The following is a 21,827-nucleotide window of genomic DNA, read 5'->3' on the forward strand; positions in this document are numbered from 1 at the left end:
CTCATGCCTTTTTTGTTTACCGGTTGCGCCCGTTTTATCGGTCTGGCAGGGCAGGGCAAGCGCCGTTCACTCACGGTGCGTTGCGAGTTGTGACAGGAGCGGCGATGCGCTGTGTGATCTTTGACCTCGACGGCACGCTGGCCGATACCAGCGGCGATCTGATCGCCGCGGCCAATCACTGCTTTGACCGGATGGGCGTTGCGGAACGGCTGGATCCTGTGACCGATGCCGCCACCGCCTTTCGCGGCGGAAGGGCGATGCTGCGTCTGGGTCTGGGACGGATGGGCGCGGTATCAGAGGATGAGGTGGATCGCTGGTATCCGGAATTGCTGCGCGCCTATGGCGAAGCGATTGACACCCATACGCGTCTGTATCCGGGCGCCGTCGACGCGGTCGAGGCGTTGCGGCGCGCCGGGTATGCGGTGGGCATCTGCACCAACAAGCCCGAGGGTCTGGCCGAAACGCTGACCGCGCGTCTGGGCGTGCGCGGGTTGTTCGCCTCTCTGGTGGGGGCCGACACGTTGCCGACGCGCAAGCCCGATGTCGCGCCCTACTGGGCGGCGGTGGACGGAGCCGGTGGGCGGCGCGACGCGTCGCTGATCGTCGGCGACACCGAAACCGACCGCAAAACCGCACGCGCCGCGGCGCGCCCCTGCATCCTGGTGACGTTCGGGCCGGATGGCGACGCGGTGCGCGGGCTCGACCCTGAGGGCGTGATCGGCCATTTCGGCGATCTCGGCAACGAGGTGGCCCGGCTGATCGGCTAGGGCGATGCGCCCAGCGATTGACCGGCGCGCCGACCCGCGCCATCAAGGGGGCATGAGCGAGATATTCAAAGGCAGTTTCACCCAGCAAGAACCGATCCCCGACGAGGCGATCGAGGCGGCCTTGACGGTTTTGCGCACTGGCCGGTTGCACCGCTACAACACCGCCGCCGGCGAGGCGGGCGAAGTGGCGCTGCTCGAGCAGGAATTCGGCGCCTTTACCGGGGCCAAATACTGCCTGGCGGTGGCCTCGGGCGGCTACGCCCTGGGCTGCGCGCTGCGGGCGGTGGGGGTAGGGCCGGGCGATCCGGTGCTGACTAACGCCTTTACCCTCGCGCCGGTGCCGGGGTCCATCGCCTCGGTGGGCGCGCGACCGGTCTTTGTCGGCGTGACGGAAAACCTGGTCATCGACCTTGACGATCTGCAAGCCAAGTCTGCCGAGGCCAAGGTTCTGCTGCTCAGCCACATGCGCGGCCATCTGTGCGACATGGACCGCCTGATGGCGATCTGCGACGCCGCCGGGATCACGGTCATCGAGGATTGCGCGCACACGATGGGTGCCACCTGGAACGGTGTGCCATCGGGGCGTCACGGCGCCGTGGGTTGCTATTCCACCCAGACCTACAAGCACATCAACTCGGGCGAGGGCGGTTTTCTCGTCACCGATGACGAAGAGATCGCGGCGCGGGCGGTGATGCTGTCCGGGTCCTACATGCTTTACGAACGTCACTTGGCCGCGCCGGGGCCCGAGGTGTTCGAGCGGGTGAAATACGTCACGCCGAACGTGTCGGGCCGCATGGACCATCTGCGCGCGGCGATCCTGCGCCCGCAATTGCGCGCGCTGAACAGCCAGGCGGACGCCTGGAACGCGCGATATTCGGTGGTCGAGGACGGCCTGCGCGGCACGCCGGGCCTGACCCTGGTGGAGCGCGACCCGCGTGGGCGTTTTGTCGGTTCGTCCTTCCAGTTCCTGCTGCTCGACTGGGCGGCGGAACGGGTCGCCGATGTGGTGGCGCGCTGCGCGGCGCGTGGGGTCGAATTGAAATGGTTCGGTGGCGCCGAGCCCAAGGGGTTCACGTCGCGCTACGACAGTTGGCGCTATGCCGAAAGCGCGCCGATGCCGGCTTCGGACCGGATCCTGGCGGGCATTCTCGACATGCGGCTGCCGTTGACCTTCAGCGTGGACGATTGCGCGCTCATTGCCCGGATCGTCCGGTCCGAGGTTTCGGCGGTGTTCCAGTCGGCCTGAGCGCCCGGCCGGCCGCCTGCCGCCTTGCAGATTGACGCGAGGCACGTGCAGGCGTATATCTGAACGGGTGTTCAATAAATCGGGAGGCGTTGGGCATGTTCCTAGGATCAATGGGATTCGATCTGGGCGAGGACGTCGAGGCGCTGCGCGAGGCGGTGCATCGCTGGGCGCAGGAGCGGGTCAAGCCGATGGCGGCGCAGATCGACCGTGACAACGTCTTTCCGCATGCACTGTGGCGCGAGATGGGCGATCTGGGCCTTCTGGGGATCACCGTGGACGAGGCATATGGCGGCTCGGGCATGGGTTATCTCGCCCACACCGTCGCGGTCGAGGAAGTGGCCCGGGCCAGCGCTTCGGTCAGCCTGTCCTATGGCGCGCATTCCAACCTTTGCGTCAACCAGATCAAGCTGAACGGAACCGAAGACCAGAAGCGCAAATACCTGCCCGGCCTGATTTCGGGCGAACATGTGGGCGCGCTGGCCATGTCCGAACCGTCGGCCGGGTCGGACGTCGTATCGATGAAGTTGCGCGCGGACAAGCGCAACGACCGCTTTGTGCTGAACGGCAACAAATACTGGATCACCAACGGCCCCGATGCCGACACGCTGGTGGTCTATGCCAAGACCGACCCGGAGGCCGGTTCCAAGGGCATCACCGCTTTCCTGATCGAAAAGGCGATGAAGGGGTTCTCGACCTCTCCGCATTTCGACAAGCTGGGCATGCGCGGATCGAACACCGCCGAGCTGATCTTCGACGATGTCGAGGTGCCGTTCGAGAATGTCCTGGGCGAGGAAGGCAAGGGCGTCGCCGTGCTGATGTCGGGGCTGGACTACGAGCGCGTGGTTCTGGCGGGCATCGGCCTGGGTATCATGGCCGCCTGCATGGACGAGGTCATGCCCTATCTGAAGGAACGCAAGCAGTTCGGCCGCCCGATCGGGGAGTTCCAGCTGATGCAGGGCAAGATCGCCGACATGTATACCGCGATGAATTCCGCCCGTGCCTATGTCTATGCGGTGGCCAAGGCCTGCGACCGGGGCGACGTGACCCGGCAGGACGCGGCGGCCTGCTGCCTTTACGCCTCGGAAGAGGCGATGAAACAGGCGCATCAGGCGGTGCAGGCGCTTGGCGGGGCCGGGTTCCTGTCGGACGCGCCGGTATCGCGGCTGTTCCGCGACGCCAAGCTGATGGAGATCGGCGCCGGCACCTCGGAAATCCGGCGGATGCTGGTGGGGCGCGAGCTGATGGCACAGGTGGGCTGATGCCACGCGAGGTGGTCATCGTCACCTCGGTGCTGGCTCTGGCCGCCGGAGCGCTTGGTCTGTGGCTGGGTCTGGCGCATCGCCCGCCGGACGAAGGTACGGTGATCGAGGCGGTTGCACGCGCCCATGTCGAACGGCACGGCGGCGCGCTGAGCGATTGCCTGGCGCGGGTCGGGCAGGGCGAAGTGTGGCTGGAAGTCACCTGCGCCGGCTTCGTCTACCGCGTCGATCGGCAGGGCCGCATCCTCGCCCCGCAGGAGCCGCGGACATGAACATGGCGCAGCTTTGCCTCGACCATCCCGCCGACCGGGTCGCGATCGTCGACCTGACCGGCAAGGCGCGGCGCGATGTGACGTTCGGCGTGCTGGCGGCGATGACGGACGGAATCGCGCGGGCGCTGCAGGCGCGGGTGCGCCCGGGGGATCGCGTCGGCGTGCTGCTCAGCCAGTCGCCCTGGTGCGCGGCGGCGCATCTCGCGGTCTGGAAGATCGGCGCGATTTCGGTGCCGTTGTTCAAGCTTTTCAAGCACGACGCGCTGGCCAGCCGGGTCGGCGATGCCGGCGCACAGATCGTGCTGACCGATGCCGAAGGCGCCGCGCTGCTGGGCGATCTGGCCGAGCCGTGGATCGCCGCCGAGATCGGCACCGACGGCGCATCCGTACCGACGGCTGAGGCGGGACCGGATACGCCGGGCCTGCTGATCTACACCTCGGGCACCACCGGCAAGCCGAAGGGCGCGCTGCACGGTCATGGCGTTCTGGCGGGCCATCTGCCCGGGGTGGTTCTCAGCCACGATCACCTGGGCCAGCCGGGCGATTGCCTCTGGACGCCCGCGGACTGGGCCTGGATCGGCGGGCTGCTGGACGTCATCATGCCGGGGCTCGCGCTTGGCGTGCCGGTGGTGGCGTCGCGGCTGGACAAGTTCACCACCGAGGACTGCCTGCGCGTCATCGCGACGGGCGGCGCGCGCAACGTGTTTTTCCCGCCCACCGCCCTGCGCATCCTCAAGGCCTCGGGCGCGGCCATTCCCGGTTTGCGCAGCGTCGCCAGCGGCGGCGAGCCGCTGGGTGCCGAGATGCTGGCCTGGGGGCGGCAGGCCATGGGCGTGACGATCAACGAATTCTATGGCCAGACCGAATGCAATGTCGTGGTGTCATCCTGCGCCGCCGATTTCGCGCCGCGCCCGGGCTGCATGGGCAAGCCGGTGCCGGGCTTCGACGTGCAGGTGATCGACGCCGCCGGGATGCCGACCGAGGGCGAGGGCGACATCGCGGTGCGCCAGGGTGCGCCGACGATGATGCTGGAATACTGGCGCAACCCGCAGGCCACGGCCCAGAAGTTCCGCGGCGACTGGCTGCTGACCGGCGATCGCGGCGTGCGCGAGGGCGATTTCATCCGCTTCGTCGGGCGCGAGGATGACGTGATCACCAGCGCGGGGTACCGCATCGGTCCGGCCGAGATCGAGGATTGCCTGCTGACCCATCCAGGCGTGGCAACGGTCGGCGTGGTGGGCAAGCCCGACGCGCTGCGCACCGAGATCGTCAAGGCCTATGTCGTGCGCAAGCCCGGGGTCGCGGTGACGGCAGAGGCGCTGCAGGCCTGGGTCAAGGACCGGCTCGCGGGCTATTCCTACCCGCGCGAGATCGCCTTTCTCGACGCCCTGCCGATGACCGTCACCGGCAAGGTCATTCGCAAGGAACTGAAACGCATGGCCGCAGAGGAGACCGCATGAAACTGACCTCGCAGGCGCTGACCAACTCCGAGACCTTCCGCAGCAACCGCGATGCCCATCTCAAGGCGCTGGCCGAGATCGAGGCGGCGGCGGCCCTGGCCGCGGAAGGCGGCGGTCAAAAGGCGCGCGATCGGCACGTGGCGCGCGGCAAGATGCTGCCGCGCGACCGGGTGGCGAACCTGCTGGACCCGGGCTCGCCCTTTCTCGAAGTGGGCGCGACGGCGGCGCACGGGCTCTACGACGGCGCGGCGCCCTGCGCGGGCGTGATCGCCGGGGTGGGACGCGTGATGGGACGTCAGGTCATGGTGGTGTGCAACGACGCCACGGTGAAGGGCGGCACCTATTACCCGATGACGGTCAAGAAACACCTGCGCGCCCAGGAGATCGCCGAGGAAAACCGGCTGCCTTGCCTCTACCTGGTGGACAGCGGCGGCGCCAACCTGCCCAACCAGGACGAGGTCTTTCCCGACCGCGACCATTTCGGGCGCATCTTCTACAACCAGGCGCGGATGAGTGCTGCGGGCATCGCGCAGATCGCCGTGGTGATGGGCTCGTGCACCGCCGGGGGCGCCTATGTGCCGGCGATGTCGGACGTGTCGATCATCGTGCGCGAGCAGGGCACGATCTTTCTTGCCGGCCCGCCACTGGTCAAGGCTGCCACGGGCGAAGTGGTGACGGCAGAAGACCTGGGCGGCGGCGACGTGCACACGCGGCTGTCCGGCGTGGCCGATTACCTCGCCGAGGACGACGCCCACGCGCTGGCGCTGGCGCGGCGCGCGGTGGGGTCGCTGGGGGGCGGCGGGGTGAACCCCGCCCTACAGCCTGTCGAGGCGCCGCTTTATGACCCCGACGAATTGCTGGGTGTGGTGCCGGCCGACCTGCGCACGCCCTACGACATCCGCGAGGTGATCGCGCGGCTGGTGGACGGATCGTATTTCGACGAGTTCAAGGCGCGGTTCGGCGAAACCCTGGTCTGCGGCTTTGCCAAGCTGCACGGCATGGATTGCGGGATCGTCGCCAATAACGGCGTGCTGTTTTCGGAAAGCGCCCAGAAGGGCGCGCATTTCGTCGAGCTGTGTTCGCAGCGCCGCATCCCGCTGGTGTTCCTGCAGAACATCACCGGCTTCATGGTGGGCCGGAAATACGAGAACGAAGGCATCGCCCGGCACGGCGCCAAGATGGTCACGGCGGTGGCGACCACCGCGGTGCCCAAGGTGACGATGCTGGTGGGCGGGTCGTTCGGCGCGGGCAATTACGGCATGGCAGGGCGCGCCTACCAGCCGCGGTTCCTGTGGACATGGCCCAACAGCCGCATCTCGGTCATGGGCGGCGAACAGGCGGCGGGCGTGCTGGCCACGGTGAAACGCGACGCCATCGAACGCGGCGGCGACACCTGGTCGGCCGAGGACGAGGCCGCGTTCAAGCGCCCCACCATCGAGATGTTCGAACGCCAGGCGCACCCGCTCTACGCCAGCGCCCGGCTTTGGGATGACGGCGTGATCGACCCGCGCAAATCCCGCGACGTCCTGGGACTGAGCCTGGCCGCGGCGTTGAACGCGCCGGTCGAAGAGACGCGGTTTGGCGTGTTCAGGATGTGATTTCGCCTTTCGGCGCGGGTGGGGCCGCCGGAATGCGTATTTGGAAAAGAGAAGAAGGACCAGGGCGATGAGCGACGGAAACCGGATATCCACCGTGCAGGGACGCGCGCGGGCCGGCTGTCGCCGGTGCGGCGCGGGAGGCTGCCGGTGACGCGGTTCGAGGCGGTGGTGCAACCGGGTGGCGTTGCCGTGGTGACCGGCGCGGCGCTTGGCATCGGGCGGGCGCTGGCGCGCGACCTGGCGGCGCGTGGAATGCGCGTCGTGATGGTGGACAGCGATGCAGCGGCATTGGCCGAGGCGGCGGATGACGGCGCGGTGGCGCGTGTCGTCGACGTGGCGGACAGGGACGCCATGCAGGCGCTGTCCTCCGAAGCCGCCGCGATGGGGCCGGTGCGGCTTGTGGTCAACAACGCGGTGACGCGGGTGGGGCGGGGATTTGACGCGCCGCTGGCGGATTGGCGCCGGGCAGTGGACGTGAACCTGTTCGGCGTGATCCACGGCGTGCGGGCGTTTCTGCCGGTGATGGCCGGGCCCGGGATGATCGTCAATGTGGGTTCCAAGCAGGGCATCACCAATCCGCCGGGACACCGGGTCTACAACCTGACCAAGGCAGCGGTGAAATCCTTTACCGAGGGGTTGGAACACGACTTGCGCGGTCAGGGTGGAGCGATTTCGGCGCATCTCTTGATCCCCGGCTGGACCACCACGGGCCGGGCCGCGCACAAACCCGGCGCCTGGCAGCCGGAGCAGGTGGTCGAACGGCTGATCCAGGGTTTGACGCGCGGCGATTTCTACATCCTGTGCCCGGATGGCGAGGTGACCGAAGCGATGGACCGCGCGCGAATCCTCTGGGCCGCCGGGGATATCACCGAAAACCGACCGGCGCTGTCGCGCTGGCACGATGACTGGAAAGACGTGGCCGCCAAGGCCTGTTCGTAGGGAAGAGCGATGTTCGACACGATCCTGATCGCCAATCGCGGGGAAATCGCCTGCCGGGTCATGCGCACGGCGCGGGCGATGGGCTTGCGCTGCGTGGCGGTGCATTCCGATGCCGATGCCGGCGCGCTGCATGTCGAGATGGCGGATGTCGCCGTGAATATCGGCGGTGCGGCGCCGGCCGACAGCTATCTGCGTGGCGACCGGATCATCGAGGCGGCGCTGGCGACCGGCGCGCAGGCGATCCATCCCGGCTATGGCTTTTTGTCGGAAAACCCCGATTTCGTGCAGGCGGTCGAGGCGGCGGGGCTGCGTTTTGTCGGCCCGTCCGCCAAGGCGATCCGCGCGATGGGGCTCAAGGACGCCGCCAAGCGGCTGATGCAGGAGGCCGGGGTGCCGGTGGTGCCGGGTTACCTGGGCGAGGACCAGGAACCCGGCCACCTCGAGGTCGAGGCGCACCGCATCGGCTATCCGGTGCTGGTCAAGGCGGTGGCGGGCGGTGGCGGCAAGGGCATGCGGCTGGTCGAGAAGCCGGCCGATTTCATCGACGCGCTGGAACGGGCCAAGGCCGAGGCGCGCACCGCCTTCGGCAACGATGCGGTGCTGATCGAGAAATACATCCAGCGGCCGCGTCATATCGAAGTGCAGGTCTTTGGCGACGGCGAGCGGGCGGTGCATCTGTTCGAACGCGATTGTTCGCTGCAGCGCCGCCACCAGAAGGTGATCGAGGAGGCGCCCGCGCCGGGCATGACCGAAGCCGTGCGTGCCGCGATGGGCGCTGCGGCCGTTCGCGCCGCCGAGGCGATCGGCTACAAGGGCGCGGGTACGGTGGAGTTTATTGTCGACGGCTCGGACGGGCTGCGCGAGGACGGGTTCTGGTTCATGGAGATGAACACCCGGTTGCAGGTCGAGCATCCGGTGACCGAGGCGATCACCAGTATCGACCTGGTGGAATGGCAGATCCGCGTCGCCGCCGGCGAACCCTTGCCGGCGCGGCAAGAGGACCTGGCGATCACCGGCCATGCCTTCGAGGCGCGGCTTTATGCCGAGGACGTGCCGGCGGGGTTCCTGCCCGCGACGGGCCGGCTGGCGCATCTGGCCTTTCCGCCGGGCGTGCGCGCCGATAGCGGGGTGCGCACGGGCGACAGTATCAGCCCGTATTACGACCCGATGATCGCCAAGATCGTCACCCATGGCGCTTCGCGCGGGGCGGCCTTGCGACAGCTGGCGCGCGGGTTGGCCGAGACGCAGGTGGCGGGCACGGTGACGAACCTGGCGTTCCTGCGGGCATTGGCCGAGCATGACGGCTTCGGACGCGGCGAGGTCGATACCGGGCTGATCGCGCGGGATCTGGATGCGCTGGTGGCGCGGCCGCCCCTGTCGGCTGCGGCCATCGCCGCAGCGGCCCTGATGGTTTCGGAGAATGGCTGGAAAAACGGTGGGTTGCGCGGGTTTTCCCTGCGGCGCCCCTTGCGGCATCGGGTCGGGTTGGCACTGGATGGCGAGGCTTTGGACTGCACGCTGGTCTTCGACGGCCCCGACACCGTCACGGTCGAGACACCGCTGGGTGCGGTCGCTGCGAAGCGATGGGGCGATGTCTGGCGGCTGGACGGACAGCCGGCGCCGGCGGTCCATGTCGGCGATGGCCGGGCCACGGTGTTCGACGGGGTGGGCCGGGTGTTCGACATCCCCGACCCCTTGGCGCGCGGCGGGGCCGAGGCCGGCGCGGCCGCCGGGCTGACACTGGCGCCGATGCCGGGGCGGGTCGTGTCGGTGCATGTCCGCATGGGCCAGAAGGTGATTGCGGGCGACCGGCTGGCGGTGCTCGAGGCGATGAAGATGGAGCACACGCTGGTGGCCAGCCGCGACGGCACGGTGGCCGAGGTATTGGCCTCCGCGGGCGACCAGGTCGAGGCCGGCGCGGCGCTGATCCGGCTGGAGGAGGAGGAGACATGAGTGAGATCACCTTGCACCACGTGCCGTTTTCACGGTCGTTCCGGGTGTTGTGGCTGCTCGAGGAGATGGGGCTGGACTGCGGCATCGTGGAATACGACATCGCCTCGGGCATGATGAGAAAAGGCGATTTTCCCCTGAAATCTCCGGCGGTTCGCGTGCCCGCGCTCGAGATCGACGGGCGCACGCTGTTCGAGAGCGGGGCGATCGTGGAATACCTGTGCGAAACGCATGGGCCGGAATTCGGGCGCGCCCCGGGGCATCCCGAGCGGGCGGATTTCCTGCAGTGGATCCATTATGCCGAGACGATGGGGTCGCTGCTGGAACAGTTGAACCTCAACATGGTCTTCCTGCGCCCGCCCGCGAAACCCAGTCCGGTGGTGGTCAAGCTGAACGTGGTGCGGCTGGCGCAGACGCTGAAGGGGATGGAGGCGCGGATGGGCGACCATGACTGGCTGCTGGCTGGCGGTTTTTCGGGCGCCGACGTGATGATGGGTTTCAACCTCTTCGCCGCGCCGTTCTACGTGAAAATGGAGCAATTCCAGGGGCTTGAGGCCTATCGTGCCCGCATCGAGGCGCGGCCGGCCTATCAGCGCGCCCGGGCGCGGGATGGCGAGCAGAAATTCTACACGCAGGATTTCTATCCGGTGCCCGAGGTCTGACATCGCGCGCCGCGCGGCGGCTTGGACGGTGGGGCCGGCGTATTTGGAAAAGAGAAGAAGCAGGGGTGAGGCGGAATGGCCGAGCGTGTCGAGATCTTTGAAGTGGGGCCGCGAGACGGCTTGCAGAACGAGCCGCAACCCATTGCGACAAAAGACAAGATCGCGCTGGTCGATTGCCTGTCCGGGGCCGGTTTCCGGCGCATCGAATGCGCATCCTTCGTCAGCCCGAAATGGGTGCCGCAAATGGCCGACAGCGCCGCGGTGCTGGCGGGGATCGCGCGCGTGCCCGGCGTGTCCTACGCGGCGCTGACGCCGAACCTGCGCGGGCTGGAGGCGGCCCTGGCGGCCGGAGCGGACGAGGTGGCGATTTTCGGATCGGCGTCGGAGGGGTTTTCCAAGGCCAATATCAATGCGAACATCGCTGAAAGTCTTGAGCGTTTTCAACCGGTTGCCGATATGGCGCGCGAGGCCGGCCTGCCGGTGCGCGGCTATGTATCCTGCGTGGTGGAATGCCCCTATGACGGGGCGGTGGCGCCGGCCGCGGTGGCGCGGGTTGTGGCGGCCTTGCGCGACATGGGTTGCTACGAGGTGTCGCTGGGCGACACGATCGGGCGTGGCGTGCCGGCGGCGGTGGACGCCATGTTGGAGGCGGTTCTTCAAGAGATTCCAGTGGCTTGCCTGGCGGGGCATTTCCACGATACCGGCGGGCGGGCGCTGGAGAATGTCGATGTCGCGCTGGCGCGCGGGCTGCGGGTGTTCGATGCCGCGGTCGGCGGGCTGGGGGGCTGCCCCTATGCGCCGGGCGCGGCCGGGAACGTGGCGACTGAGGCGCTGCATGATCACCTGATTTCAAGGGGTTACGAGACGGGACTGGACCGTTCCGTGCTGGTGCGGGCGGCCGAGATGGCGCGGGGGATGCGGGGACATGGCTGAGATGATCCGGGTGGATGTGGACGGGCGCGGGGTGGCCACGCTGTGGCTGGCGCGGGCCGACAAGCACAACGCCTTGTCGGCGCAGATGTTGGGGGAGTTGGAGCAAGCGGCACAGGATATTGCGGCGGATGACGCGGTTCGGGTGGTGGTGCTGGCGGCGGAGGGCAAGACCTTTTGCGCCGGGGGCGACCTGGCCTGGATGCGCGACCAGTTCGAGATGGATGCGGCCACGCGGCGGGTGGAATCGGCGCGGATCGCCACCGCCCTGGGCGCGCTTTACGCGTTGCCGCAACCGCTGATCGGGCGAGTGCAGGGCAACGCGTTCGGCGGCGGGGTCGGGCTGGCTTCGGTCTGTGACGTGACCATCGGGGCGGACCATGTGACGATGGGGTTGACCGAGACGAAACTGGGCCTGATCCCGGCCAATATCGGGCCTTACGTGGTGGCCCGGATGGGGGCGGTGAACGCAGCGCAAGTCTTTATGAACGCACGGCTTTTCAAGGCCGATGAGGCGGTGCGCCTGGGGCTGTTGAGCCGCGTCGTGCCGGCGGGTGATCTGGACGCGGGCGTAGAGGCGGAAGTGGCGCCCTACCTGGCCTGCGCGCCCGGCGCGGTGCGCGAGGCCAAGGCGCTGCTGCGGGCCTTGTCGGGGGGGATTTCGCCGGCGCAGGTGGATCACGCCATCGACGCGCTGGCTGCGCGGTGGGAAAGCGCCGAGGCGCGCGCGGGGATCGCGGCGTTCTTCGACAAGCGGGCGGCGCCGTGGGCGTGAGGGTTTGGCCTTAGCAGCAAGGGAATAAGGGCCAGTCGGGCGGCGTGCGGGGCGTTAACCGGGTGTGATGCGGCGAGTCGGCGCCAGCGATCCGTCCTGTTTGCCGCGAATTCGGGACGGATTGGTGGGGCGGGTCGCGGGCCGGTTCGGGGCCGTTGCCAAGCAATCCGTCCGATTCCGGCCGGTTTCGGGGCGGATTGGTGGGGGCGGATGCGAGGGCCGGGCTTTGAGGCCGGAAAGGGCGGTCACGTTGATGTGAAAGCGCGAAAAAAACCGTCGGAACGCGTTTCTTGCGCTGGCGGGTCTGCGGGACGAAGGGGACATTCATCGTCACCGTGACAAGCCGCGCGTTGCCGGGCCGCGGTGCGGCGATCGATTGCCGGGATTGGGCGCTTTATCGCAACCAAGTCCGGACAACGGCCGAGCCTTGCGCCCGTGTCGCCAAACCGCCGTGCCGTGGGGGCGGCCCGGCGATGCGCGGCGGCCTGCGGCCTTGATTCCGCGCAGGCACAGTTTCTGCTCCGGGCTCGAAGCGGACTTGCGGCGTTGCAGCGGGGCCGTTCAACGCTTGGATGGCAGGGCAGACCGGAAGTATCGAATCCTATAGCAAAGGACAGAGGATGGCCGCGGCCTGCCGCTGCAACAACCGTGGTCAGCGCTTTATTGCAGCCACATCCGCACGACCTCGATCCCCCGCGCTGACGTCACCAAAGCGGCTGGCCGTGGGGGCGGGTCATGCCGGAGGCATGCCGCTGGCATGTCCGCTGCCCGCAAGGCTGCTGGCGCGGCTGTTCCCCCGGGCCGGGCGCGCGTTTGCTGTAATCGCGTTGGCAACAGCCTTGGCCTTGACGTCGCCATAGGCTCTGCCCCCCGCCTGCGGCGATTTCTCACGCAAAAAACGCCCAGCAGACGGGGGCGGTTTATTGACCCTGTCGGGTGGCGGGCGTAGGACAGGGCAACGGGTTTCACAGACACGCCGCGGCCGCGGCGACAGAAAGGGTATGCCTCCGTGGAAGAGATGCTCAGGGAATACCTCCCGATCCTGGTCTTTCTGGCGATCGCCATCGCGATCGGCCTGGTCTTCATCCTGGCCGCGGCGGTGATCGCGGTGCGCAATCCCGACCCCGAGAAGGTCAGCGCCTATGAATGCGGGTTCAACGCCTTCGACGACGCGCGGATGAAATTCGACGTGCGGTTCTACCTGGTGTCGATCCTGTTCATCATCTTCGACCTGGAGATCGCGTTCCTGTTCCCCTGGGCGGTGGCGTTCCAGGATATCAGCATGGCGGGGTTCTGGTCGATGATGGTGTTCCTGGCCGTGCTGACGGTGGGTTTCGCCTATGAGTGGAAAAAGGGAGCGCTGGAATGGGAGTGATGACGGGTGCCAACACCGCCGGTCCCGACAAGGAAGTCGCGACCCAGGCGCTGAACCGCGAGTTGCAGGACAAGGGGTTCCTGCTGACCTCGACCGAGGACATCATCAACTGGGCGCGCACCGGGTCGCTGCACTGGATGACCTTCGGCCTGGCCTGCTGCGCGGTCGAGATGATGCATACCTCGATGCCGCGCTACGACGCCGAACGCTTCGGCATCGCGCCGCGTGCGTCGCCGCGCCAGTCCGACCTGATGATCGTCGCCGGCACGCTGACCAACAAGATGGCGCCGGCGCTGCGCAAGGTCTATGACCAGATGCCCGAACCGCGCTACGTGATGTCGATGGGGTCCTGCGCCAATGGCGGGGGCTATTACCATTACAGCTATTCGGTGGTGCGGGGCTGCGACCGGATCGTGCCGGTGGATATCTACGTGCCGGGCTGCCCGCCGACGGCCGAGGCGCTGCTGTACGGTCTGCTGGCGCTGCAGAAACGGATCCGCCGGACCGGGACGCTGGTTCGGTGAGCGAGGGGCTGAACTTTGCCGCGGGCATGGTCGTGCGGCTGAAATCCGGCGGCCCGGCGATGGTCGTTGAGACCGAGCTTGCGCCGGGCGTGGTGACCTGCGTCTGGTTCCAGGACGGGCGCAAGTTCAACACCTTCTTCCGGACCGAAACGCTGATGGCGGTCAACGAAACATCGGGCGAGAAACAGCGGGTGCAATGATGACCGAAGCCTTGAAGGAACTGGGAACCCATATCGAGCTGAAGCGCCCCGATTGCGTGCTGGGCTGGGATGTGGCGCATGGCGAGCTGACGGTCGACGCGGCCCCCGCCAACATTGCCGGGCTGGTCGAGTTCCTGCGCAACGACGCGAGCTGCCGGTTCACGTCGCTGGTGGATATCACCGCGGTGGATTACCCCGACCGGCCCAAGCGGTTCGACGTGGTCTATCACCTGCTGTCGATGTGGCAGAACCACCGCATCCGGCTGAAGATCGCAGTGCGCGAGGACGAGGCGGTTCCGTCGATCACCGCGGTGGTCCCGGCGGCCAACTGGTTCGAGCGCGAGGTGTTCGACATGTTCGGCATCCTGTTCTCGGGCCATCCGGACCTGCGCCGCATCCTGACCGATTACGGGTTCCGCGGCTTTCCGCTGCGCAAGGATTTCCCGACCACGGGCTATACCGAGGTGCGCTATGACGAAGAGCTCAAGCGCGTCGTCTACGAGCCGGTGAGCCTGGTGCAGGAATACCGGCAATTCGATTTCATGTCCCCCTGGGAAGGCGCGCAATACGTGCTGCCGGGGGATGAGAAGAAGAAAGAAGAGGCGAAGGGATGATCGCTGTCGCGCTGCTTTGGGTCCCGCTGGCGCGGGCGACCAGCCCGGGCCGCGCCCGACCCTCCCCCCGGGAGGGCGCATTGGCGATGGCGCACGCCGCCCGGCCCGTGTTCGGGGCTTTCGAGATAAACCGCAGACCACACGCGTTGCAAAGCGCCCACCCAGGGTCGGGCGCGGCCCTTTCGGAGGCATTGGCATGATGGACGGCTCCAAATTCGACGATGGCAGCACCGACGCGCAGTCGGGCGAGCAGCAGATCCGCAACTTCAACATCAATTTCGGCCCGCAGCACCCGGCGGCGCACGGGGTGTTGCGGCTGGTGCTTGAACTGGACGGCGAGATCGTCGAGCGCTGCGATCCGCATATCGGGCTGCTGCACCGGGGCACGGAAAAGCTCATGGAGAGCCGGACCTACCTGCAGAACCTGCCCTATTTCGACCGGCTGGATTACGTCGCCCCGATGAACCAGGAACACGCCTGGTGCCTGGCGATCGAGCGGCTGACCGGGGTCGAGGTGCCGCGGCGCGGCTCGCTGATCCGGGTGCTCTATTCGGAAATCGGCCGGGTGCTGAACCACCTGCTGAACGTCACCACGCAGGCCATGGATGTGGGCGCGCTGACGCCGCCGCTTTGGGGCTTCGAGGAACGCGAAAAGCTGATGATCTTTTACGAGCGCGCCTGCGGGGCGCGGCTGCACGCCGCGTATTTCCGCCCCGGCGGCGTGCACCAGGACCTGCCGCCCGAGCTGCTGGACGATATCGAGGCCTGGTGCGATCCGTTCCTGGGCGTGCTGGACGACATCGACGGGCTGCTGACGGAAAACCGCATCTTCAAGCAGCGCAACTGCGATATCGGCGTGGTGACCGAGGAGGACATCCAGAACTGGGGGTTCTCGGGCGTCATGGTGCGCGGCTCGGGCCTGGCCTGGGATTTGCGGCGGGCCCAGCCCTACGAATGCTATGACGAGTTCGAGTTCCAGGTGCCGATCGGCAAGAACGGCGACTGCTATGACCGCTACCTGGTGCGGATGGAGGAGATGCGCCAGTCGGTCAGCATCATCCGCCAGGCCATCGCCAAGCTGCGCGCGCCGGACGGGCAGGGCGACGTTCTGGCCCGCGGCAAGATCACGCCGCCCAAGCGGACCGAGATGAAGACCTCGATGGAGGCGCTGATCCATCACTTCAAGCTGTATACCGAGGGGTTCCACGTGCCCGCGGGCGAGGTCTATGCCGCGGTCGAGGCGCCCAAGGGCGAGTTCGGCGTCTACCTGGTGGCGGATGGCACCAACCGGCCCTACCGCGCCAAGCTGCGCGCGCCGGGCTATCTGCATTTGCAGGCGATGGACCATATCGCGACCGGCCATCAGCTGGCCGACGTGGCGGCGATCATCGGCACGATGGACGTGGTGTTCGGCGAGATCGACCGGTAGCGCCGCGGGACAAGGATGGCGGACGCGGGACGAACCCGCGCCGTCAGGGAAGACTTGGGGGACAAGGAATGGCGAAGACCTGGAACCGGAGCGGCGGCGTGGCCGCGGGTGCGGCGCTGGTGCTGCTGGCGGGATGCATTCCGCCGCAGGGCACCACGGCCGAGGACCTGGCGATGTTCGACGAGGCGGTGATCTCGATCGGCTGCAACCTGCAGACCGAGGCGCATTTCCAGCCGGTCGAACTGCAGACCGGGCTGCCGCGCGACACGGTGGTCAAGATCGCGAATTACAAGGTGTCGACCAAGGAGGCGGTGGTTCTGGAAGAGGGCGGGTTCCGCCTGGTGACCGGCCCCTGCACCCCGGCACCGGCCCCGGCCGCCCCGGCCGAGGCCTGATGGACTGAGAGACCCGAGCGGCGCCGCACCCGGCGCCCGGAGATACGGAGAAGAACGCCGATGCTGCGCCGTCTGCACCCCGAGCAACCCGAAAGCTTCGCCTTTACCCCGGCCAATCGGGCCTGGGCCGAGGCGCAGATCACCAAGTATCCCGAGGGCCGCCAGGCCAGCGCGATCATCCCGCTTTTGTGGCGCGCGCAGGAACAGGAGGGCTGGCTGAGCCGTCCGGCCATCGAGGCGGTCGCCGAGATGCTGGACATGGCCTATATCCGGGCGCTGGAAGTGGCCACGTTCTACTTCATGTTCCAGCTGCAACCGGTTGGCAGCGTTGCGCATATCCAGATCTGCGGCACCACGTCCTGCATGATCTGCGGCGCCGAGGACCTGATCGCGATCTGCAAGAGCAAGATCGCCGGGCGGCCGCACGAGCTGTCCGCCGATGGCAAGTTCAGCTGGGAAGAGGTGGAATGCCTGGGCGCCTGCGCCAACGCGCCGATGGCGCAGATCGGCAAGGATTACTACGAGGACCTGACCGCCGAGAAGCTGGCGGCGCTGATCGACGCCCTGGCGGCGGGCAAGTTTCCGCAGGCCGGGCCGCAGAACGGGCGGTTCGCCGCCGAGCCGGCCAAGGGGCTGACCAGCCTGACGGAATACGTCAATGCGTCGATCAAGCTGAATGCCAGCGCGCAGCTGGCCGATGAGATCGGCGACACGGTCAAGCGCATCGACGGCACCGAGGTGCCGCTGACCACGCCCTGGCTGGGCAAGGGCAAGGGCAAGTCGGCCAAGCCGGCCACTGCGAAGGCCGAAAAGCCGGCGCCGGTGAAGGCGAAATCCGCCGAGGCGAAACCGGTCGATACCGAGGCATCGCCCAAGGCCAAGGCCAAGCCCGCCGACGCCGCGGCGCCAAGCCCGGGCACCAAGCCCGCGGGGCTGGAAGCCGCGCGCGGCGGCAAGCCGGACGATCTGAAGAAGATCAAGGGGATCGGGCCCAAGCTGGAAAAGCTGTGCAACCGTCTGGGGTTCTACCATTTCGACCAGATCGCCGCCTGGACCGACGCCGAGGTGGCCTGGGTCGACGACAACCTGGAAGGATTCAAGGGCCGTGTGACGCGCGACGAATGGGTGGCGCAGGCGAAAACTCTGGCATCCGGGGAGTAAACAGAGTTTTCTATCCCTGTCATAGTGCGGCGATACCGTGGATAAGCGGCGCGTCGAGGAATACGGACAGGGAGTGACGAGATGACTGACAACAAGGGCGGAATGAGCTGCGCGCTTGGTTGCTGGGCGTTGGCCGCGGGCGTGGGCCTGCTGACGGCGATCCTGCTGCTGGTGGTGGGCGGCATGAAGTTCTTTGCCGCTGTTTTCCTGGGCGGCCTGGCCTTTGTGCTGCTGGGGCTGCTGTTCAACTGGATGTTCTGCGCGCCGCTGCCCAAGCCGGGCGAGGTGAAGCCGGGCGAGGATCGCGGCATGCGCGCCGTGCCCCCGGCACAGGCGTCGGCACAGGCGTCGGCTTCGGGCGGCGCTGCGGCGGCCAAGGCACCGGCATCCGCACCGGCATCTTCACCGGCCAAGGCGACGGCCGCGGCGGCGGCGCCGGCGGCGGCGAGCGCGGTCAAACCCTCGAAGGCGTTGTCGGGCCAGGACGATCTGGCGGGCCGCAAGGGCAGCTGGAAATACGAGGGCGAGGGCGGGGCGGCCAAGTCTGCCAAGAAGGCACCTGCCAAGAAGGCCGCAGCCAAGAAGGCCCCGGCCAAGAAAGCCGAACCCGCCGCTGCGGTCGACTACGACGGCGACGGCACGCTGGAAGGCGCGGGCGAGGGCACCCGCCCCGAAGCGCTGTCCGCGCCGCGCGGCGGCAAGGCCGACGATCTGAAGAAGATCAAGGGGATCGGGCCGAAGCTTGAGAAGCTGTGCAACAGCCTGGGCTTTTACCATTTCGACCAGATCGCCAACTGGACGCCCGACGAGGTGGCCTGGGTGAACGCCAACCTGGAGGGCTTCAAGGGCCGGGTGAGCCGCGACGAATGGGTCGACCAGGCCAAGCTTCTGGCGGCCGGCGGCGAGACGGCCTTCTCGAAGAAGGTCGACAAGGGCGACGTCTACTGACTGCGACGACACGGGCCTTGCGTGCTGCGTTGCAGTATGCGAGGCCTGCACCGGCATCGTTGGGGAGGAACGGCGCTTGCCGGGTGCAGATGGGCTGCGCCCCCAGCTACGGAGCACGGACGTGACCAGGACGACCCAGACCACCCCCTTTCTGCCCGATTTCGGACCGATGATCGCATTGTGGGCCCAGCAGGCCGAGATGGCCGTCACGATGCAGAGCCAGATGATGAAACTGGCGATGCTGCCGTGGGAACAGGCCCGCGCCTTCGGGCTGATGCCGTTCGTCAAGGCCCCGGTGAAGCACGCCGCAAAGGCGGCGCGGCCCGCAGCGCCGGCCCCGGCCGCCGCACCCGCCGCCAAGACCGCCGCGGCGCCGCAGCCGCGCCCGGTGGCACGACCCAAGGTGGCGCCGGTCAAGCCGGCCGAGCCGCTGGTGTCGAAATCGGTGCCGCTGAGCGCCCTGGCGCCGAAACCTGCGCCGAAACCCGCCGAGAAACCCGCCGAGAAACCCGTTTCGGAACCGGTGGCGAAACAGCCGGCCGCGGCGAAACCGGCATCGGCCCCCAAGGCGGCCAAGCGCCAGCCGGCCGCGCCGAAAGCGATGCCGGAAAGGATCTCTGTCACCGACGCACCGAAGGCCAAGAGCGCGGCAGCCGAACCGGCCGCCGCGCCGCAGCCCGGGGCCGAAGCGCCCAAGGCGCCGGTGGCCAAGACCGGCAAGCCGGCCGGACTGGACAAGCCGCGCGGCGGCAAGGCCGACGATCTGACCCGCATCAAGGGCGTCGGGCCGAAACTGGCGGCCGAACTGGGCGCCATGGGCATTCACCATTTCGACCAGGTCGCCGCATGGGGCGCGGCCGAGGTGGCGTGGATGGACGACAACCTGCAGGGCTTGCCGGGCCGGGTGTCGCGCGACGAATGGGTCGCGCAGGCCAAGGCGCTGGCGGCCGGCGGCAAGTAAGCGGGGCAGGGCGGCATGACGGGCCGGCCGGACGACGCGGCGAAGGGGCGGCGGATCGCCCTGGTGATCGCGGGTGTCGGGTTGGGCTGGATGGCCGCCACGGCCCTCGGGGGCGCGCTGGACTGGAGCCAGCGCACCCGCGCCCTGTTCGACCTGGCCGCGCTGGCCGGGTTCGGCTGGGCGATCTGGATGATCTGGGGAATGTGGCGCGCGCGCCAGGATGACAAGGATTAGGCGATGTTGAAGGACCAGGACCGCATCTTTACCAATATCTACGGCATGCATGACCGCACGCTGGCCGGCGCCCGCGCGCGCGGGCATTGGGACGGCACGGCGGGCCTGATCCAGAAGGGCCGCGACTGGATCGTGCAGGAGATGAAGGACAGCGGGTTGCGCGGCCGCGGCGGGGCGGGCTTTCCGACCGGTCTGAAATGGTCCTTCATGCCCAAGGAATCCGATGGCCGCCCGGCCTATCTGGTGGTCAATGCCGACGAATCCGAGCCCGGCACCTGCAAGGATCGCGAGATCATGCGCCACGATCCGCACACGCTGATCGAGGGTTGCCTGATCGCGTCCTTCGCGATGAATGCCCATGCCTGCTATATCTATATCCGCGGCGAATACATCCGCGAGCGCGAGGCGTTGCAGGCGGCCATCGACGAAGCCTATGACGCCGGTCTGCTGGGCCGCAACGCCGCCGGATCGGGCTGGGATTTCGACCTGTTCCTGCATCACGGCGCGGGCGCCTATATCTGCGGCGAGGAAACCGCCCTGCTGGAAAGCCTGGAGGGCAAGAAGGGCATGCCGCGGATGAAGCCGCCATTCCCGGCGGGCGCGGGGCTTTACGGCTGTCCGACCACGGTGAACAACGTCGAATCGATCGCGGTGGTGCCGACCATCCTGCGCCGGGGGGCGACGTGGTTCGCGGGTTTCGGCCGGCCCAACAACGCGGGCACCAAGCTGTTCGCGATCTCGGGCCATGTGAACAACCCCTGCGTCGTCGAAGAGGCGATGAGCATCGGTTTCGAGGAATTGATCGAAAAGCATTGCGGCGGCATCCGCGGCGGCTGGGACAATCTCAAGGCGGTGATCCCCGGCGGGTCGTCGGTGCCGTGCGTGCGCGGCGAAAAGATGCGCGACGCGATCATGGATTTCGACTATTTGCGCAGCGACCTGCAATCGGGCCTGGGCACGGCGGCGGTGATCGTGATGGACAAGCAGACCGACATCATCAAGGCGATCTGGCGGCTGTCGAAATTCTACAAGCACGAAAGCTGCGGCCAGTGCACGCCCTGCCGCGAAGGCACGGGCTGGATGATGCGGGTCATGGACCGGCTGGTGAAGGGGCAGGCCGAGGTCGAGGAAATCGACATGCTGCTGGACGTCACCAAGCAGGTCGAGGGCCACACGATCTGCGCGTTGGGCGATGCCGCGGCCTGGCCGATCCAGGGCCTGATCCGCAACTTCCGCGACGAGATCGAGGACCGCATCAAGGCGCAGAAAACGGGCCGTGTGAGCGCGGTGGCGGCGGAGTAAGACGGTTGTCCGTGTGATGGTGTTCGCGCTGTTGCTGCGGGGCTGAGGCGACGTGGCGGGTGATTTGGACTGTCGCCGGCGCTGATCGGAGAGCGGCTGTCACGGCAGAAGCGTCGAATGGCGGTTCTGAGCCCGGAGCGGACACTGTGCCTGCGCGGAATCAAGGCCGCGGGCCGCCGCGCATCGCCGGGCCGCCCCCACGGCACGGCGATTTGGCGACACGGGCGCAAGGTTCGGCCGTTGTCCGGACTTGGTTGCGATAAAGCGCCCAATCCCGGCAATCGATCGCCGCACCGCGGCCCGGCAACGCGCGGCTTGTCACGGTGACGATGACCGTCCCCTTCGTCCCGCAAGGCGGACGGTCTGCGCCGGACCGACGCCGGTCCACACTTGCCAGCCAGGGCCCGCTGGGGCATTGACCATCGCGCGCGCGGCGGCGAAAGTGCGCGCGAATTGCAGGAGCACAGAGCATGACCCGACTTGTCCTACTTGTGGCGCTGGTGGCCTCGCTGGCGGGGTGCGAGCGGCTGGGGCTGGGCAACGGCTTTGGCATCGGGCGCGACCGGCAGGCATTCGACGGGCAGAACTACCGCGGTACGGCCCGATCGGAACGCGGCGACCGCAAGAGCTTTACCGCCAGCGTGCGGCCGGTTTCGGCGTCGCTGGAGGGGGCGATACAGGCGGCGGAATACGAAGGCGTCAAGCACTGCATCAAGTTCTATGGCACGTCCGAAATCGCCTGGGCGGTGGGGCCGGACACGCCGCGCGAACAACTGCCGATCGAGGGCGACACGCTGACCTTCAGCGGGGTCTGCGTCGAGTGACG

23 protein-coding genes are annotated in these 21,827 nt (G+C 67.8%); all 23 read left to right on the forward strand.

What is annotated here, in order from left to right:
- The first annotated feature begins 104 nt into the window (after positions 1-104).
- The 23 genes from KUH32_RS12225 (at position 105) to KUH32_RS12335 (ending at position 21,825) form a co-directional block, all read left to right on the forward strand.
- The gene (locus KUH32_RS12225) at positions 105-767 is read left to right on the forward strand and encodes an HAD-IA family hydrolase (RefSeq protein WP_217778768.1); all 663 of its coding nucleotides are present in this window, start codon (positions 105-107) and stop codon (positions 765-767) included.
- 52 nt (positions 768-819) lie between these two features.
- Entirely contained in the window at positions 820-2,013 is a 1,194-nt protein-coding gene (locus KUH32_RS12230) for a DegT/DnrJ/EryC1/StrS family aminotransferase (protein WP_217778770.1), read from the forward strand.
- 95 nt (positions 2,014-2,108) lie between these two features.
- The gene (locus KUH32_RS12235) at positions 2,109-3,272 is read left to right on the forward strand and encodes an isovaleryl-CoA dehydrogenase (protein WP_217778772.1); all 1,164 of its coding nucleotides are present in this window, start codon (positions 2,109-2,111) and stop codon (positions 3,270-3,272) included.
- A complete protein-coding gene (locus KUH32_RS12240; RefSeq protein WP_217778774.1) occupies positions 3,272-3,544 on the forward strand; it encodes a hypothetical protein in 273 nt (90 codons plus the stop codon). The genes KUH32_RS12235 and KUH32_RS12240 overlap by 1 nt, the downstream gene beginning before the upstream one ends.
- The gene (locus KUH32_RS12245) at positions 3,541-5,004 is read left to right on the forward strand and encodes an AMP-binding protein (protein ID WP_217778776.1); all 1,464 of its coding nucleotides are present in this window, start codon (positions 3,541-3,543) and stop codon (positions 5,002-5,004) included. Before KUH32_RS12240 ends, KUH32_RS12245 begins: the two co-directional genes overlap by 4 nt.
- A complete protein-coding gene (locus tag KUH32_RS12250) occupies positions 5,001-6,602 on the forward strand; it encodes a carboxyl transferase domain-containing protein (protein ID WP_217778778.1) in 1,602 nt (533 codons plus the stop codon). Before KUH32_RS12245 ends, KUH32_RS12250 begins: the two co-directional genes overlap by 4 nt.
- Positions 6,603-6,749: 147 nt before the next feature.
- Entirely contained in the window at positions 6,750-7,541 is a 792-nt protein-coding gene (locus tag KUH32_RS12255) for an SDR family NAD(P)-dependent oxidoreductase (protein WP_348541116.1), read from the forward strand.
- Between the two features lie 9 nt (positions 7,542-7,550).
- Positions 7,551-9,494 carry an acetyl/propionyl/methylcrotonyl-CoA carboxylase subunit alpha gene (locus KUH32_RS12260; protein ID WP_217778780.1) on the forward strand — a complete coding sequence of 648 codons (1,944 nt, stop codon included), beginning with the start codon at positions 7,551-7,553 and terminating at the stop codon, positions 9,492-9,494.
- Entirely contained in the window at positions 9,491-10,153 is a 663-nt protein-coding gene (locus KUH32_RS12265) for a glutathione S-transferase family protein (protein ID WP_217778781.1), read from the forward strand. Before KUH32_RS12260 ends, KUH32_RS12265 begins: the two co-directional genes overlap by 4 nt.
- 75 nt (positions 10,154-10,228) lie before the next feature.
- The gene (locus KUH32_RS12270) at positions 10,229-11,086 is read left to right on the forward strand and encodes a hydroxymethylglutaryl-CoA lyase (RefSeq protein ID WP_217778782.1); all 858 of its coding nucleotides are present in this window, start codon (positions 10,229-10,231) and stop codon (positions 11,084-11,086) included.
- On the forward strand, positions 11,079-11,858 hold the full coding sequence (locus KUH32_RS12275; RefSeq protein ID WP_217778784.1) for a crotonase/enoyl-CoA hydratase family protein: 780 nt from the start codon (positions 11,079-11,081) through the stop codon (positions 11,856-11,858). The genes KUH32_RS12270 and KUH32_RS12275 overlap by 8 nt, the downstream gene beginning before the upstream one ends.
- A gap of 1,009 nt (positions 11,859-12,867) precedes the next feature.
- Entirely contained in the window at positions 12,868-13,233 is a 366-nt protein-coding gene (locus KUH32_RS12280) for an NADH-quinone oxidoreductase subunit A (protein ID WP_217778785.1), read from the forward strand.
- Positions 13,224-13,757: a NuoB/complex I 20 kDa subunit family protein gene (locus KUH32_RS12285; RefSeq protein WP_217778787.1), complete on the forward strand. Its 534-nt coding sequence runs from the start codon at positions 13,224-13,226 to the stop codon at positions 13,755-13,757. Before KUH32_RS12280 ends, KUH32_RS12285 begins: the two co-directional genes overlap by 10 nt.
- Positions 13,754-13,957: a YodC family protein gene (locus KUH32_RS12290; RefSeq protein ID WP_217778789.1), complete on the forward strand. Its 204-nt coding sequence runs from the start codon at positions 13,754-13,756 to the stop codon at positions 13,955-13,957. Before KUH32_RS12285 ends, KUH32_RS12290 begins: the two co-directional genes overlap by 4 nt.
- Positions 13,957-14,571 (forward strand): NADH-quinone oxidoreductase subunit C, encoded by a 615-nt coding sequence (locus KUH32_RS12295; RefSeq protein WP_217778790.1) that lies wholly within the window; start codon positions 13,957-13,959, stop codon positions 14,569-14,571. Before KUH32_RS12290 ends, KUH32_RS12295 begins: the two co-directional genes overlap by 1 nt.
- 199 nt (positions 14,572-14,770) lie before the next feature.
- A complete protein-coding gene (locus tag KUH32_RS12300; protein ID WP_217779808.1) occupies positions 14,771-16,000 on the forward strand; it encodes an NADH-quinone oxidoreductase subunit D in 1,230 nt (409 codons plus the stop codon).
- A gap of 68 nt (positions 16,001-16,068) precedes the next feature.
- Positions 16,069-16,395 carry a hypothetical protein gene (locus tag KUH32_RS12305; RefSeq protein WP_217778792.1) on the forward strand — a complete coding sequence of 109 codons (327 nt, stop codon included), beginning with the start codon at positions 16,069-16,071 and terminating at the stop codon, positions 16,393-16,395.
- A gap of 60 nt (positions 16,396-16,455) precedes the next feature.
- Positions 16,456-17,556, forward strand: a complete 1,101-nt coding sequence (locus tag KUH32_RS12310; protein ID WP_217778794.1) for an NADH-quinone oxidoreductase subunit E — start codon at positions 16,456-16,458, stop codon at positions 17,554-17,556.
- A gap of 81 nt (positions 17,557-17,637) precedes the next feature.
- The gene (locus KUH32_RS12315) at positions 17,638-18,504 is read left to right on the forward strand and encodes an endonuclease (RefSeq protein ID WP_217778796.1); all 867 of its coding nucleotides are present in this window, start codon (positions 17,638-17,640) and stop codon (positions 18,502-18,504) included.
- A gap of 121 nt (positions 18,505-18,625) precedes the next feature.
- Complete coding sequence (locus KUH32_RS12320; protein ID WP_217778797.1) at positions 18,626-19,465, forward strand: hypothetical protein; 840 nt, start codon at positions 18,626-18,628, stop codon at positions 19,463-19,465.
- Between the two features lie 15 nt (positions 19,466-19,480).
- Positions 19,481-19,699, forward strand: coding sequence for a DUF5337 domain-containing protein (locus KUH32_RS12325; protein ID WP_217778799.1), 219 nt, complete (start codon positions 19,481-19,483; stop codon positions 19,697-19,699).
- Positions 19,700-19,702: 3 nt separating this feature from the next.
- Complete coding sequence (nuoF, locus tag KUH32_RS12330; RefSeq protein WP_217778801.1) at positions 19,703-21,001, forward strand: NADH-quinone oxidoreductase subunit NuoF; 1,299 nt, start codon at positions 19,703-19,705, stop codon at positions 20,999-21,001.
- A gap of 470 nt (positions 21,002-21,471) precedes the next feature.
- Entirely contained in the window at positions 21,472-21,825 is a 354-nt protein-coding gene (locus tag KUH32_RS12335; protein WP_217778803.1) for a hypothetical protein, read from the forward strand.
- The last annotated feature ends 2 nt before the right edge of the window (positions 21,826-21,827 follow it).

The sequence above is a fragment of the Thalassococcus arenae genome (genome assembly GCF_019104745.1).
Taxonomy (GTDB): domain Bacteria; phylum Pseudomonadota; class Alphaproteobacteria; order Rhodobacterales; family Rhodobacteraceae; genus Thalassococcus_B; species Thalassococcus_B arenae.

Bases quoted from the DNA above. Each gene is read 5' to 3' on its own strand.
- KUH32_RS12225 (WP_217778768.1), top strand. From the start codon at position 105: ATGCGCTGTGTGATCTTTGACCTCGACGGCACGCTGGCCGATACCAGC.
- KUH32_RS12230 (WP_217778770.1), top strand. From the start codon at position 820: ATGAGCGAGATATTCAAAGGCAGTTTCACCCAGCAAGAACCGATCCCC.
- KUH32_RS12235 (WP_217778772.1), top strand. From the start codon at position 2,109: ATGTTCCTAGGATCAATGGGATTCGATCTGGGCGAGGACGTCGAGGCG.
- KUH32_RS12240 (WP_217778774.1), top strand. From the start codon at position 3,272: ATGCCACGCGAGGTGGTCATCGTCACCTCGGTGCTGGCTCTGGCCGCC.
- KUH32_RS12245 (WP_217778776.1), top strand. From the start codon at position 3,541: ATGAACATGGCGCAGCTTTGCCTCGACCATCCCGCCGACCGGGTCGCG.
- KUH32_RS12250 (WP_217778778.1), top strand. From the start codon at position 5,001: ATGAAACTGACCTCGCAGGCGCTGACCAACTCCGAGACCTTCCGCAGC.
- KUH32_RS12260 (WP_217778780.1), top strand. From the start codon at position 7,551: ATGTTCGACACGATCCTGATCGCCAATCGCGGGGAAATCGCCTGCCGG.
- KUH32_RS12265 (WP_217778781.1), top strand. From the start codon at position 9,491: ATGAGTGAGATCACCTTGCACCACGTGCCGTTTTCACGGTCGTTCCGG.
- KUH32_RS12270 (WP_217778782.1), top strand. From the start codon at position 10,229: ATGGCCGAGCGTGTCGAGATCTTTGAAGTGGGGCCGCGAGACGGCTTG.
- KUH32_RS12275 (WP_217778784.1), top strand. From the start codon at position 11,079: ATGGCTGAGATGATCCGGGTGGATGTGGACGGGCGCGGGGTGGCCACG.
- KUH32_RS12285 (WP_217778787.1), top strand. From the start codon at position 13,224: ATGGGAGTGATGACGGGTGCCAACACCGCCGGTCCCGACAAGGAAGTC.
- KUH32_RS12295 (WP_217778790.1), top strand. From the start codon at position 13,957: ATGACCGAAGCCTTGAAGGAACTGGGAACCCATATCGAGCTGAAGCGC.
- KUH32_RS12300 (WP_217779808.1), top strand. From the start codon at position 14,771: ATGGACGGCTCCAAATTCGACGATGGCAGCACCGACGCGCAGTCGGGC.
- KUH32_RS12305 (WP_217778792.1), top strand. From the start codon at position 16,069: ATGGCGAAGACCTGGAACCGGAGCGGCGGCGTGGCCGCGGGTGCGGCG.
- KUH32_RS12310 (WP_217778794.1), top strand. From the start codon at position 16,456: ATGCTGCGCCGTCTGCACCCCGAGCAACCCGAAAGCTTCGCCTTTACC.
- KUH32_RS12315 (WP_217778796.1), top strand. From the start codon at position 17,638: ATGACTGACAACAAGGGCGGAATGAGCTGCGCGCTTGGTTGCTGGGCG.
- KUH32_RS12325 (WP_217778799.1), top strand. From the start codon at position 19,481: ATGACGGGCCGGCCGGACGACGCGGCGAAGGGGCGGCGGATCGCCCTG.
- nuoF (WP_217778801.1), top strand. From the start codon at position 19,703: ATGTTGAAGGACCAGGACCGCATCTTTACCAATATCTACGGCATGCAT.
- KUH32_RS12335 (WP_217778803.1), top strand. From the start codon at position 21,472: ATGACCCGACTTGTCCTACTTGTGGCGCTGGTGGCCTCGCTGGCGGGG.